The sequence below is a fragment of the Vibrio sp. 10N.247.311.49 genome, from assembly GCF_041467655.1.
In the GTDB taxonomy this organism is placed as follows: domain Bacteria; phylum Pseudomonadota; class Gammaproteobacteria; order Enterobacterales; family Vibrionaceae; genus Vibrio; species Vibrio crassostreae_C.
This window is the reverse complement of sequence record NZ_JBFSVA010000001.1, coordinates 228,546-242,219: the sequence shown is the minus strand read 5'-3', so window position 1 is coordinate 242,219 and position 13,674 is coordinate 228,546. Positions and strand designations below refer to the sequence as shown.

The 13,674-nt window shown below is 45.3% G+C and carries 11 protein-coding genes and 1 pseudogene; 4 read left to right on the top strand and 8 right to left on the bottom strand.

The genetic code is table 11. The annotated features are described in order from the left end of the window. Positions 1 to 79: 79 nt before the first annotated feature. From AB6E54_RS01055 to AB6E54_RS01045, 3 genes are all read right to left on the bottom strand, one after another. Positions 80 to 1,177 carry an alkene reductase gene (locus AB6E54_RS01055; RefSeq protein WP_017065285.1) on the bottom strand — a complete coding sequence of 366 codons (1,098 nt, stop codon included), beginning with the start codon at positions 1,175 to 1,177 and terminating at the stop codon, positions 80 to 82. Positions 1,178 to 1,191: 14 nt separating this feature from the next. After that, on the bottom strand, positions 1,192 to 1,569 hold the full coding sequence (gene gloA, locus AB6E54_RS01050; protein ID WP_017066787.1) for a lactoylglutathione lyase: 378 nt from the start codon (positions 1,567 to 1,569) through the stop codon (positions 1,192 to 1,194). Positions 1,570 to 1,772: 203 nt separating this feature from the next. Then, positions 1,773 to 2,708: a LysR family transcriptional regulator gene (locus tag AB6E54_RS01045; RefSeq protein ID WP_102394217.1), complete on the bottom strand. Its 936-nt coding sequence runs from the start codon at positions 2,706 to 2,708 to the stop codon at positions 1,773 to 1,775. Between the two features lie 773 nt (positions 2,709 to 3,481). Between AB6E54_RS01045 and AB6E54_RS01040 the strand changes: the two genes are divergently transcribed. From AB6E54_RS01040 to AB6E54_RS01025, 4 genes and pseudogenes are all read left to right on the top strand, one after another. Next, positions 3,482 to 4,123, top strand: coding sequence for a magnesium transporter (locus tag AB6E54_RS01040; RefSeq protein ID WP_372106182.1), 642 nt, complete (start codon positions 3,482 to 3,484; stop codon positions 4,121 to 4,123). Continuing rightward, complete coding sequence (locus tag AB6E54_RS01035) at positions 4,123 to 5,112, top strand: efflux RND transporter periplasmic adaptor subunit (RefSeq protein ID WP_372106181.1); 990 nt, start codon at positions 4,123 to 4,125, stop codon at positions 5,110 to 5,112. Before AB6E54_RS01040 ends, AB6E54_RS01035 begins: the two co-directional genes overlap by 1 nt. A 329-nt stretch (positions 5,113 to 5,441) precedes the next feature. Then, positions 5,442 to 7,414, top strand: a pseudogene (locus tag AB6E54_RS01030) (alkyl sulfatase dimerization domain-containing protein). Between the two features lie 220 nt (positions 7,415 to 7,634). Beyond that, entirely contained in the window at positions 7,635 to 8,123 is a 489-nt protein-coding gene (locus AB6E54_RS01025) for a hypothetical protein (RefSeq protein WP_012604429.1), read from the top strand. Between the two features lie 77 nt (positions 8,124 to 8,200). On the opposite strand, the gene cyoE is transcribed toward AB6E54_RS01025, so the two are convergent. From cyoE to cyoA, 5 genes are read right to left on the bottom strand one after another with little or no spacing between them, the layout of a single operon-like run. Continuing rightward, complete coding sequence (gene cyoE / locus AB6E54_RS01020; protein WP_372106180.1) at positions 8,201 to 9,073, bottom strand: heme o synthase; 873 nt, start codon at positions 9,071 to 9,073, stop codon at positions 8,201 to 8,203. A 7-nt stretch (positions 9,074 to 9,080) separates the two neighbouring features. Then, a complete protein-coding gene (gene cyoD, locus AB6E54_RS01015) occupies positions 9,081 to 9,392 on the bottom strand; it encodes a cytochrome o ubiquinol oxidase subunit IV (protein ID WP_017066633.1) in 312 nt (103 codons plus the stop codon). Then, positions 9,392 to 10,027 carry a cytochrome o ubiquinol oxidase subunit III gene (gene cyoC / locus AB6E54_RS01010; protein WP_136982245.1) on the bottom strand — a complete coding sequence of 212 codons (636 nt, stop codon included), beginning with the start codon at positions 10,025 to 10,027 and terminating at the stop codon, positions 9,392 to 9,394. Before cyoC ends, cyoD begins: the two co-directional genes overlap by 1 nt. Continuing rightward, positions 9,999 to 12,074 (bottom strand): cytochrome o ubiquinol oxidase subunit I, encoded by a 2,076-nt coding sequence (gene cyoB / locus AB6E54_RS01005; protein ID WP_229648065.1) that lies wholly within the window; start codon positions 12,072 to 12,074, stop codon positions 9,999 to 10,001. Before cyoB ends, cyoC begins: the two co-directional genes overlap by 29 nt. A gap of 5 nt (positions 12,075 to 12,079) precedes the next feature. Beyond that, positions 12,080 to 12,976, bottom strand: a complete 897-nt coding sequence (cyoA, locus tag AB6E54_RS01000; protein ID WP_372106179.1) for a ubiquinol oxidase subunit II — start codon at positions 12,974 to 12,976, stop codon at positions 12,080 to 12,082. Between the last annotated feature and the right edge of the window lie 698 nt (positions 12,977 to 13,674).

The window sequence follows — 13,674 nt, the reverse complement described above, 5'->3', positions numbered from 1 at the left end:
CGACTCTGCAAGGTTGCTTTTTATAAACATTCAACAGGATCGAGATACTATCTCAATACTCTGCTTCAGGCAGCTGTTTTTAGCCTGCGTATTCTGGGTAATCCGTTAAACCTTTTTCAGCACCACCGAACAATGTGTTTGGATCGTGCGCTGCAAGTGGGTAACCATTTTGAATACGAGCTGGTAAATCTGGGTTCGCAACGAATGGACGACCAAAACCAACCATGTCAGTTACGCCTTCAGCAACGGCTTTTTCGCCACGCTCGCTATCGTATTTACCCGCATAAATAAGGACACCCTCGTAGGCTTCACGAACTGCTGCTTTAAATGCTTTTGGCGTTTCAGGTGCATCGTCCCAATCAACTTCTGCAATGTGTAGGTAAACAATTTTGTATAGGTTAAGTAGTGCTGCCGCCGCTGTGTAAGTCTCTACTGGTGTAGCGTCAACCGTACCATTCAACGATGTGAACGGAGCAAGGCGTACACCAACACGGTCAGCACCAATCGCTTCAACCATAGCTTCAACCACTTCGCCTAGGAAACGTAAACGGTTTTCAATTGAACCACCGTATTCGTCAGTGCGGTTGTTTGCTTCAGAATCGATGAATTGGTTGATTAAGTAACCATTCGCTGCGTGAAGTTCGATACCATCAAAGCCTGCTTCAACCGCATTCAAAGCCGCTTGGCGATACTGTTCAACCACCTCTTTGATGTCTTGTTTCGTCATTTCACGAGGTTCAACCACATCAACAAAGCCCGGTTCATCAGTACCGTTATCGATGAATACCTTTACGTTTTGTGCTTTAAGTGCAGAAGACGAGATTGGCTGTTCACCACCAATGTTGTCTGGGTGTGTTACACGGCCTACATGCCAAAGTTGAGCGAAGATAACGCCCTCTTTTTCATGTACGGCATCAGTCACTTTTTTCCAACCAGCGATCTGCTCATCAGAATAGATACCCGGAGTCCAAGCATAGCCTTGACCCATAGGTGAAATTTGTGTGCCTTCAGCAATAATCAAACCTGCAGAAGCACGCTGAGCGTAGTAAGCCGCCATCATATCGTTTGCTGAATTACCAGGTTGCGTTGCGCGAGAACGCGTCATCGGTGGCATAACAATACGGTTTTTAAGCTCGATATTACCAAGTTGAATTGGTTGAAATAGTGCGTTTGTCATTGTTATATCCTCGATTAACCTAGTTGAATCAGTTCGATTTGGTAGCCGTCTGGGTCAGTAATAAAAGCGATATGAGTTGAGCCGCCTTTCACTGGACCCGCTTCGCGAGTGACGTTGCCACCTAGCGATTTGATTTTGTCACATGCTGCGTAAATATCTTCTACACCCAATGCCAGATGACCAAACGCGCTGCCCATCTCGTACTCATTCGTATCCCAGTTGTACGTTAGCTCGATAGTCGTGCCGCCTTGCTCATAGCCAACAAAAACCAATGTGTAGCGGTACTCTTTGTTTTCGTGGCGTTCAAGTTCCTTCATTCCCAATACCTTGGTGTAGAACTCGATAGACTTGTCTAAATCAGTAACTCGGATCATTGTGTGTAGGAATTTCATATTTCGCCCTTTTTAGCCCAGCAACCTGAGCCGATATAATCGTGAGTGGAGGTTACCCACTTCTTTGTTAGGGTTAATATACGAGCTGACAGAAAATAAATGAAATTATCATAAATTCTCATTGTGATAATTTTTTATTATAACTCACTTAATACAAGTGATTTGTTAAGAAGATATTTGGCAAACAAAAGATAGGGCGACGATCAGAAAGCGGAGCGCCAACTGTTTAGTGATTTAGACATGTCATTAGTCGTATTGATGATCTGCTCTCTCAACCACTTATGTGCCGGATCGGTGTTCTGTTTTTTCAACCAAATGAGGTAATGAGAGATAGGCTGATAATCGAAAGGCGGTTTGAACAACTGTAACCCAAGACGTTCCTGATACTGGATCGCCATAGAAAGCGGCACAACAGTGATGTAATCAGTCTGGCTACACAGCATTAGGTTACTGGCCATAGAGCTGCCGTGAATTACAATTTTACGCGAGGATAAGTCTAACGAAGTGTAGTGAGTCAAACTTCTTACTTGGCGACGTGTTCTGGCTAAAACCGCATGTTGCTCACTGAGATATTGCGCCTCGGTGATCTCACCTTTGATCCTAGGGTGCCCATTTCGGCAAACAATCACAAACTCACTGTCGTAGAGCTTTTCGCTCATCATGCTTGAATGCTCAGGCAACACAATGTCGATCATCAAATCAAACTTCTGAGTTAATAGATCCTCATGGACTTGATCATCACTATCTGGTTGGTCATACACCTCAAGAGATAAGCCTTGGTTAGATAACTGAGAAAATCGATCGAGCAACATCCACTTTAAATGTTCGGGAACCGAAGCCACAAACCTGCGCTCTGTACTCGCTTCATCAAACCCAGCCATACCTTGAAACACGCCGTTGAGCTCGTGTATTGGCGCTTTGATTTGCTCATACAAGCTTTGCGAGTAAGCAGTAGGCACAACCCCTCGCCCACTGCGCACAAACAACTCTTGGCCAATTTCATTTTTCAGTCGGCCGAGCGCAGTGCTGATCGTCGATTGATTGGTATTCAAATGATCGGCAGCCTTACTCAAACTGCCCTGCTCCATCACCGCTGAAAACACAGCCAATAAGTTAAAATTCGGAATGTCATTACTCATGATTCAGTGCTCATTTGGCGATAGATTTAATTATCTTATCGTAAAAGCGATAGAATGAAACAACGGATGCTCATTGAGAAAACAAAACTGAGAAGGAAGCATCATATGGTAAAGAGCAAAAATGTCAGAACAACTCACTCTTTCGAATAGCTGCCACATTCGCCAGATTGGAATCTAAATCTCTTCGCTGTGCCAGTAACGCTTAATCCACCCAAACTCACCCTAGACTGGTCGGAGTATTCAATATTTCCGTCCTGCCTTATTGATACTTTTATAGCCACTTCTATGATCCAGGCTAATTAAATAGACATATTTTATAAGCCGAGTTTGAGCCTGTTCAAATAAACCCACCTCACGTTTAAGCAACCACTCAATTCATCGTAATTACGATAATTCAATATCGCAATAATGCGTAGATAGCACCAGTTACACTTCCTATTATTTCGCCAACAAATCAATTCTTAACCTAAACAGAAAACCTAAAAATGTGTAGATGATGGTGTTGCACACATCACGGAAGACGGCCTTAAAACCCAATGCAGCAAACGAACCTATCAATGGTAGACGTTACTTAAGAATGATTTCGCCAGGTGTTTTTAACACTCTATTCGCGAGAATGCGTTGTCTACGTGGTCAAAGCGATTTTTAATTGTCATCTAGTACTTTTGACTCAGTAGGTCTATACGGTTACGTGAGTTCAACACCTCTTTCAGATGTCTTCTAAAAGTCTTGTACCAAGGCTGCACTTTCTCTCTCCTTATTTAGGTTGAGATATGAACTTTATAAAAATCGTTTTCCAGAAGATCTGGGCCGTTGCTATGGTCTTGATTAAATTCTGCCTGTTTATGGCAGTGATGTTTGCGGGAGCATGGGCTCTTGCACCATTAGGCACAATCCATTCTAAAGACATCGACATGTCTCAATTCAACAATCATCCCAATGAAATGATGATGAACTTCTTCCAGATGGAGTCCTTCTCTGGTTACTTGTTCTCAGTGACCATTGCTGTGGTTTTAGCCGGTGTTTACGGCATGTGGCAGTTGCATGAACTGGGTGTGCATAAAGCAAAAGAGCACAAAAGCGCTCACGTTCAAATCGTGTTTGCACTGTCACTTTGCGGACTCTTCATCAGCAAAACATTCTGGGTTATCGCATTGGTTATCGCATTGGCGAACTGGAAACATATTGGTCAATCACTGAGTGATGTGATTCGCCGTGGTGTTCAGCCTAAACAAGACGCGACCAATACAGAGACAGCCGCAGTCCACGTATCACCTGAACAATCGGTAACAGAGCCGTCTCAAACACAACAGTCTCCAGTAGAACCGTCTTCAGAAGCTCAGTCTTCAAAAGAACAGGCTTCAGAAGAAAAGGCTCCAACAAAACCATCCCCTACAGAAAAAGAGGTCGCATAATGAAAGAGATGATGATTCCATACATCCTAATTGTATGGTCACTGTTTGCGACAGGCGCACTTAAGAAGAACTTCAAGAACTACACATGGGCTGCCATTGGCGGCGTAACGATTCTTGCGGTATTAGCGGTTATCTCTCGCTTGTGGGCACCCGTTGATCTAACCAACTCAACCACAGTGAAAGCACCACACGCGGTAATGTCACCGATCTTTGGCCAGCAGATCGACCAAGTGCTTGTTGAACACAACCAAATGGTTAAAGAAGGCGACGTAATTTACACACTCGTCGACATTGACTCAGCCGCAGACAAAGCAAAGATCGAATCTTCAATTGTTCAGAAAGAAGAACAGATTAAGCAAATGACTCGCGACTTAGAGCGCGCTGAAACTTCACCTGAAATTTTCAATCTGCGTGACGTAGAAAAGTACGACTCAGACCTTCGAGTGCTGCACGCTCAACTTGTGTCGTTAAAAGCCGATCTACAAAAAGTAAATTGGGCGCAAGAGAAGAAAACGATTAGAGCTGAATTTGACGGTCAGGTATCGATAGTGAATATTGCTGAGGGGTCTGTAATGGGGAACATGCACCTTTACAACACCAGCAAAAAGTTCCTTGAGATGCGTATTTCAGACCAAACTTACGGATATGTTCAAGTAGGCGATTTTGCAGAGTTCTTCGTTGATGCATACCCAGGGCACGTGTTCAGAGCAAAAGTACACAGTTTCAACGCAGGTACGGGAGAGTCGAGTATTTCTCCACTTCAGGGGCCACAAAGCGTCGGTCAACACGTGGTCAGAAACGGTAATGGTTTAGGTCGTACTATCGTACTTGAGATCATCGAACCAGAAGGTTACAACATCCCTATTGGTTCAACTGGCGCGGCTTGGATCTCGGCAGAGAAACCACATCCGTTCTGGGGCTTCATTGATGTAATCGGCGCAGCAACAGTTCGCCTACAATCTTACAAGTCATACCTAGGTGCTTGGTAAACGATTAAGCTCTTGGTAAACGATTAGCTCTTGATAAGCAATTAAGTATTCAATGATTTGGCTGTTATTCACTCGTATCACAGCCACTCATGAACTAGCGACTAATTGTAAAACAAATGCCCTGAATTTCAGGGCATTTTTGTATCTGTTGCAAGCTCATTTACTAATTGATTTAGATCAAAATTAATCGCCAATACAATCGTTTATCAAACAAATCATCGAAAAAACGATAGATTGAAATATTATTAGCGCGTAGATAGCGACCTCCCCCACCTCTATCATTTGGCTCAAGAAATCCAATTCCTGTATCCAAATATAAGGTCACTACCATGACTAATACATTCAAAAAAATGGCGCTTCCTGTTGCTATTGCGAGCACTCTACTTGCTTCTGGTTTTGCATCTGCAACGCCAACTGTAGAAGCGACATCGAAAGTCGGCCAAGAACTTCAGACGGCAAATGCTGCGCAATACCAAAACATTGATCTTGATGCTCGCTACAAGAGCGAGGTTCTATTCGAACACAAATCAAACATGTTCTGGGGAAAAGGCGAACGTATTCAAGTTGTTTCTAAAACAGGCGATTCTCTAGCTTACACTGCTGAGTCTGACCATGTTCACCCAATCCTCACCAAGCATGGTCGTAAAATGGACCAAGCAATCATCAAAGTAGATGACAACGTATATCTTGGTTACGGTTTCGGTCTAGATACACCCGTCATGATTGAAGGTACGGACGGCATCATCATTGTTGATCCAGGCGAGTCGGTAGAAATGGCTCAATCGGTTAAAGAACAGTTCCGTCAAATCACCGACAAGCCGGTTAAAGCAATCATTTATTCTCACAACCACATAGACCACATCTCTGGTGTGCGTGGGTGACTGACGAAGAAGTGGCATCAGGTGAAGTAAAAATCATCGCTGAAGAAGGCCTAACCGCTGCAGTGGCTAACTGGTCTTCAAACCTAGGTACTCTATTTGGTCACCGTACTTCTTACACAGGTGCTAAGCACGTAGAAGAAGGCGAGCACGGCACAGTAAACGACGGCCTTGGTCCGCGCTTCATGCAAGGCGATATCTCGTTCATTGAGCCTAATATGCTCGTTGAAAAAAATGGCACATTAGACATCACAATCTCTGGTGTTCACATGCAGATCGTAAACGTGCCATCTGAAACTAAAGATGAAATCGTGGTTTACCTTCCAGAACAAAAAATCCTGCACGCAGCAGAGGTTCTACAAGGCGAAAACTTCCCGAACCTACACACAATTCGCGGTACGAAATTCCGTGATCCAAGCATGTGGTTCAAGGGCATCGACGTTATGCGTCAATTCGATACAGAAATCATGATCAATTCGCATGGTCGTCCTGTTGAAGGTAAAGAAGCAGTAGCTGACGTACTAACGGCTTACCGTGATGCGATTCAATACACTCATGATCAAACTATCCGTTACATGAACAAAGGTATGACGCCAGACGAGCTAGTTGAAGTAGTTAAACTTCCTAAGCACCTTGCAGAACACCCTTGGTTAGGTGAACACTATGGTACTGTTGCACACGCCGTGCGTCAGATTTACGTAGGTTACAACGGTTTCTTCGAAGCGGATCCATGGCAGCTAGAGCCAATGGCTTACGAGCAACGCGCTAAAGCATTCGTAGAGATCATGGGCGGTCGTGACAACATCCTTACGACTGCACAAGCAGCAATTAAGGCTGAGAACTACACATTTGCAGCAGAAATTCTTTCTTACCCAATCACGGTAAACAAGCAAGATATGGAAGCTCGTGAGATGAAAGCACAAGCTTACAAAGCATGGGCTGCAGACCAAGTGAACATCAACTGGCGTAACTGGGCGCTCAACGCGGCGGCTGAACTAGAGAACAAACGTGACTTCTCTAACATGATCAGCTTCGCTTCTGTTGACGTTCTTACTGCACTACCAAGCAAGCAGATCTTCGACATGATGACTTCAACGCTTATCGCAGAAAACTCGTTAGACGTGAACATGATGCTAACGTACAACTTCTCTGATACGAACGAAGCATTCACTATCGAAATCCGTAACGGTATTGCTCAGTTACACGAAGAAGCAGTGAAAGGCGCACACGTTCAAATCGACACCACTCGTGCAGTATTGAACCAAATCTTGATTGCAGGTCCAAACGCTCAACAAGTGATTGGTACCAACCTACAGTCTGGTGCATTCACGTTCTCGAATGGCGACATCAAAGGCTTCGGTCAATTCATGAGCTACTTCGATAAGGCAATGACTCCAGAAGAGATCATGCTCATCGTTCGCTAATAGCGAGCTCGAACGGTCGCTCTTTGGCGATAGATCTTCGACGATGGCTCTTTGACGAAAGCTACTTAGCAAACAATCTCGCTAAATAGCTATCAATCGATTCGCTGACCGTTACATGGACGACAAACAAATACAGGGACCCTTTGTGGTCCCTTTTTTATCGTCAGGTTCGGCTGCTGCCGTCAGATTCTTAATCCTTTTACAGGTCTCGATAACCATTATGTTAAAACGATTTGCTCTGATTCTTTCGCTTACCTCTTCACTCACGTTTGCCTGTGGTCTTCACCAAGATACCGGATTTAGTTTGGTGACAGAGCCCGGTTCACTCGAGGTATTTGGTAACGTCATTACAGCCAGACAAGACGATGAATTCAACAACCTCAATAAGCCAGATCACTTTCGACTCTTTGCCATCAAGGCTGCGCTTGCGAAACCCCACCCAAGCAAAATTGAGTTCAACTTGTTCGAAGCAATCAAAGGTCATTACAGCCAAGTGAAACTTGAGAAGGGTGTCGATGTGTCAGGTAGAGACACTTTGCCTACTGAAGAAGATCTACTGTTAATTACTGAATTAGATGTGTTCGATGCGCTAGCAACTGGCACTATATCTTGGGATCACGCGACACTAAACGGCTTAGTGATCATCAATGGCCCACAAGATAAACGAGAGCAGCTTGAAGATTGGCTTAGTGATATTTTTGAAGGGTAATAGCTTAAAGCGGGACAGATAAAAAGTCGTCAAACCCTCGGACTTCAGAACATTGAGGGTTCAACGACAAACTTAAATCAAAAAAGCGTAGGCAACGGAATCAACTCCAGCCCCAGTACACCACTGATGCTCATCACCACCAGCAGAGAGACCTTGAAGACCGTCTTTGACCACTGGATGTAGTTAAGGCAATCGACTTTGCGGAATGTCACTTTGGTCCACATAAAACAGACTGCTGCCGACACCGCGAGGTATTCATAACCTGCTTCCCCGAGTAGGAACAGCGCCAATGATACTGCGCCAAACGCCAGCACATAGGCTTTCATGTGCTGATGTGCTTTGTCGACGCCCTCTTTCACCGGTAACACGGGAATGCCTGCATCTCGATAATCTTGTATCCGGAACATCGCGATCGCGTACGAGTGTGGCATTTGCCATAAACAGAACATCACAAACAACAATACCGCTTCAAGGCTGATGTAATTAGTCACCGCCAAGTAACCCACCAATGGCGGAACTGCGCCCGAAATACTGCCGACTAAAGTGCCGTACACCGATGTACGCTTGTACCACATGGTGTAGAAAAAGACGTAAAACACATAGCCAAGCAACACCATGACCGCAGAGATCGGATTAGCGAACTGAAACAGAAGCGCTGTGCCTGAGAGCAGTAAAACCAAGGCATAAACGAACGCGACGTCCGTATTGATGTTGCCCTGAACCAATTCTCGATTTTGTGTGCGCTTCATCTTTTGGTCGATGTCTCGATCAAATATGTTATTCACCACACAACCTGATGCAATCACAAGTCCCACACCCGCTAATGTTGTCAGTAACAACATCGCATTGGCTGGTTCTGTTTTTGCGGCGAGGAAGAACCCCGCCGCAACAGAAATCAGGTTGCCGAAAATGATGCCCGGTTTGGTGATAGACAGATATCTTTTCAGCATACCTAGCCTACAACTTCATGTTGACGTTCATGTTGTAGATGATCCATACCGAGCCAGCGATAAGAATCAATACAACAATGGCGGTAAACATCAATGACACCAAGTTCCAACGCCCATCGGGAGATTTCGCTTCCATGTGCAAGAAGTACTTAAAGTGGACAAAGATTTGCACCAGCGCACAGCCGAACAAGATCACGTAAGTTTCCGTACTTGGTAGCGCATGTGCCCACACAATGTAGAACGGAATAATGGTGAGAATTAGTGAAGCAATAAAGCCTTTCACGTAATCCGTTGCACCGCTGTCTAGATGCTGTTCCATTACATCACCCCCATTAAGTACACGATGGTAAATACACAAATCCAAACGATATCAAGGAAATGCCAGAACAAACTTAAGCACTGGAAACGCATCGACATGTTGTCGTTCAAGCCTTTGGTTGAAAGTTGGTGATACGCCACCGCCATCCAGATAAGACCGAACGTTACGTGCAAACCGTGTGTACCAACCAAGGTAAAGAACGCAGAAAGGAACGCACTCTCTTGAGGACCATAGCCTTCTGCAATCAAGTGGTGGAACTCATACACTTCCATACAGATAAAGGCTAAGCCCAATACGAAAGTCACTTTGATCCATCGCTTGAGTCCTAGAACGTCTTTGCGCTTCATCGCAATCATGCCAAAGCCGAAGGTGATACTACTGAACAGCAGCATCATGGTTTCGACAAACACGAACGGCAGTTCAAAGATGTCTTTACCTGTCGGCCCAGCGATTGAGCCACTCTCAAGCACGGCATACGTCGCGAAAAGCGTGGCAAACAGGACACAGTCACTCATCAAGTAAACCCAGAAACCAAACAACTTGTTGCCCGCGGCTTCGTGGTGATGATCATGCGAGTGTGCAAGATCATAAGTGTGTGACGGAGTATTAGCTTGCATACGTCGTCTCCAAGTCATCTTTTTTGTCGTTGTTATCAGTGTCAGCGCTGTTACCACGACCAGAATGGTCGCCTTTCACTGACTGTTTCTTCGCTTCTGCAAGCTGTGCACGTCGAGCCGCTTCAATCGCTTTGATCTCTTCAACTTCCACGTAGTAGTCCACATCGTCGTTGTAGCTGTGTTGAATACACGTCACCACGATGCCTACTAAGCTTGCAGCCGCTAGCCACCAGATGTACCAGATCATTGCGAAGCCAAATGCCAACGCCCATGCAGACACATAAATGCCTGTCGGTGTGTTCTTCGGCATGTGAATACGTTCGTATTCTTCTTCCTGAGTTGGATCAAACTCACCACTTTGCTTTTGATACCAGAACGAATCGATCTCATCGCCCTTAGGCAATTTTGCAAAGTTATAGAACGGTGGTGGTGACGATGTCGCCCATTCGAATGTACGTCCGCCCCAAGGGTCACCGGTTAGATCTCGGTTTTGGTCGCGGTCACGAACACTTACGTAAATCTGAACGAACTGACACACCACACCCATCGCAATTACGCCTGTACCTGCAGCCGCAACCGCCAGTAAAGGGAAGAACTCAGGGTTGATGTCTTGGCTCAAACGACGTGTCATGCCCATAAAGCCCAGAGCGTAAAGCGGCAAGAACGCCATCAAGAAACCGATGATCCAGCAGTAGAATGCGCGTTTGCCCCAAAGCTCGTTCAGAGTGAAACCGGTCGCTTTCGGGAACCAGTAACCAATCGCAGCAAAACAACCGAAGACAACACCACCGATGATTACGTTGTGGAAGTGAGCAATCAGGAATACCGAGTTATGCAGAATGAAATCTGCCCCCGGAACTGCCATCAATACGCCCGTCATACCACCCACGGTAAAGGTGATTAGGAAGCCCACTGTCCACATCATTGGTGTGGTGAAGCGGATACGACCTTTGTACATGGTAAATAGCCAGTTGAAGATCTTAACCCCGGTTGGGATAGAGATAATCATGGTCGCGATGCCAAAGAAGGCATTCACATTGGCGCCAGAACCCATGGTGAAGAAGTGATGCAGCCAAACCACAAACGCTAAAATAGTGATCGCCACTGTTGCCCATACCAGTGAGGTATAACCAAACAGTTTTTTGCGAGAGAAGGTTGCAGTCACTTCAGAGAACACACCGAAGATAGGCAAAATTAGGATGTACACCTCAGGGTGTCCCCATGCCCAAATCAGGTTCACATACATCATCACGTTGCCACCAAGGTCATTGGTGAAAAAGTGCGTGCCGATGTATCTATCCAAAGTCAGTAACGCGATGGTTACCGTTAGGATTGGGAAAGAGATGATGATCAGGATGTTGGCACACAGAGACGCCCACGTGAATACTGGCATCTTCATCATTGGCATAGACGGAGTACGCATGCGCAAAATGGTCGCAAAGAAGTTCACACCCGTTAGCGTAGTACCCACTCCGGATATTTGCAGCGCCCATATCCAATAATCGACCCCGACTCCCGGGCTCGCCTCAATACCAGACAGCGGCGGATACGCCAACCAACCCGTACGGCCAAACTCACCTAAGCCAAGCGACATGTTGGTTAGGATAATACCCACCACAAATAGCCAGAAGCTCAAGTTATTCAGATAAGGGAATGCAACATCACGAGCACCGATTTGCAACGGCACGATGATGTTCATCAAACCGATAACCAAAGGCATCGCTACGAAGAAAATCATGATCACGCCGTGAGCCGTGAAGATCTGGTCGTAGTGATGTGGCGGCAAATAGCCCGTTTCACCGGCTGCAGAAAGCAATTGCTGGCTACGCATCATGACCGCATCAGCAAAGCCACGAACTAACATCACCATCGCAACAGCAATGTACATGAAGCCCAATTTTTTGTGGTCTACAGACGTAAACCATTCATTCCAAAGGTATTGCCACTTACCGGCTTTGGTTACCGCGTACACCACTAAGCTGCCCACTAAAGCGATCATGGTTAACGTGACCAAAATAATGGGTTCGTGGTAGGGAATTGAGTCTAGAGTTAATCTTCCAAACATGACGATTATCCTTGGGTTTCCGGCAAACAGTTCATTGAACCAGGGTGCTGGGTCACGACATCGGTGAATAAAAATGGTGGGATACTGGAGAACAGAGTGACGGGTTCAGCCACACTTGGCGCAGCCAATGAACGGAACTGCTCCCAATCTTCAATGCGATCAGGGCTTGCTTTCACTTTTTCCACCCAGTTTAGAAATGCCACTTGATCAGGCATGGCTGATGCAGTGAATTTCATATGTGAGAAACCTTTGCCACTGTAGTTCGATGCAAAACCTTTGAAGTCACCTTCATGGTTAGCAATCAAGTTCAGCTTGGTCACCATTCCCGGCATCGCGTAGATCTGCGAACCAAGACGCGGGATAAAGAACGCGTTCATGATGTTGTCTGAAGTCAGCTTAAACGTCACCGGTACATCTTTCGGGAACGCAACATAGTTAACCGTCGCAATGTTTTGCTCCGGATAGATGAACAGCCATTTCCAGTCCAGAGAGACCACTTCGATCACCATAGGCTTAACGTCACTCACCAAAGGCTTTGATGGCTCTAATTCGTGTGTTGTTCGCCAAGTGATGGTGGCTAGAATCGCGATGATGATGATTGGAATCGTCCATACCACCACTTCAATCTTGGTTGAGTGTGCCCAGTCAGGTGCATACTCTTCCGTGGTATTGCTCTCGCGGTATCGGTAAGCAAAGTAGATGGTCATCAGAATCACTGGGATGACGACAATCAACATCAGCAACAGAGCCGTGATAATCAGCTCTTTTTCCTGAACGCCAACGCTACCTTTTGGGTCGAGCAATGCGGAGTTACATCCTTCGAGCATCAGAATGGTTCCCAGCAAACCAATCTTCGACAAATTTGTCCTCGATAAAATGCGTTTATATCTTGAAGCTTCCATTAACTTTCTCGATGGTTATCCAGACTCAGAACGAACGTCTGAGTACTGGTTGTCATGATCATTAGAATATTTATGTGTTGAGCATGTGAAACGCCGCATCTCAAAAAGCAATGCAATAAGGTTCGTTACTGCTGGGTTAAAACCACACAGAAAACATGACTTAATTGTTACACTTTGAAATACATTGTTACATTCGGCGCATTATGAAGAGTTGAAATTGAAAGCTCACCAAACAAACTTGGAAACTAACCTTCCATTTATGAAGACGAAAACTAAGAAGCAGTAAGCGATTAAGACACACATCAATAGCGTGCTACACAGATGGAGCCAGTACTGACAAGGGATTTAGAAAAAGTAGATAAACACTCGCGCGTCACCACTGCTCAGGGCAAGTTCAAGGTACATTAGAAAGAGCGAATAAATAGAAGTGTGACGCCCATCAAGATTGTGAATTCACATACCATTTACAAGGTATTCACTGGTTAGATTATTCAAAATACCCACTCATTCACCAGCAAGATAACCAAGCATTCATCGATGTACTACTGTGACGAATTGAAAGAATATTATGACTAACAGAAAGGATAATTTGACTAATTGAGAACGTTATAGCGGTGAAAAGAACAACACAATGGTAGGAATTGGGATGAATTTATCGAGAATAACAACACCATAATCGAGCCAGATACGGCTCGATT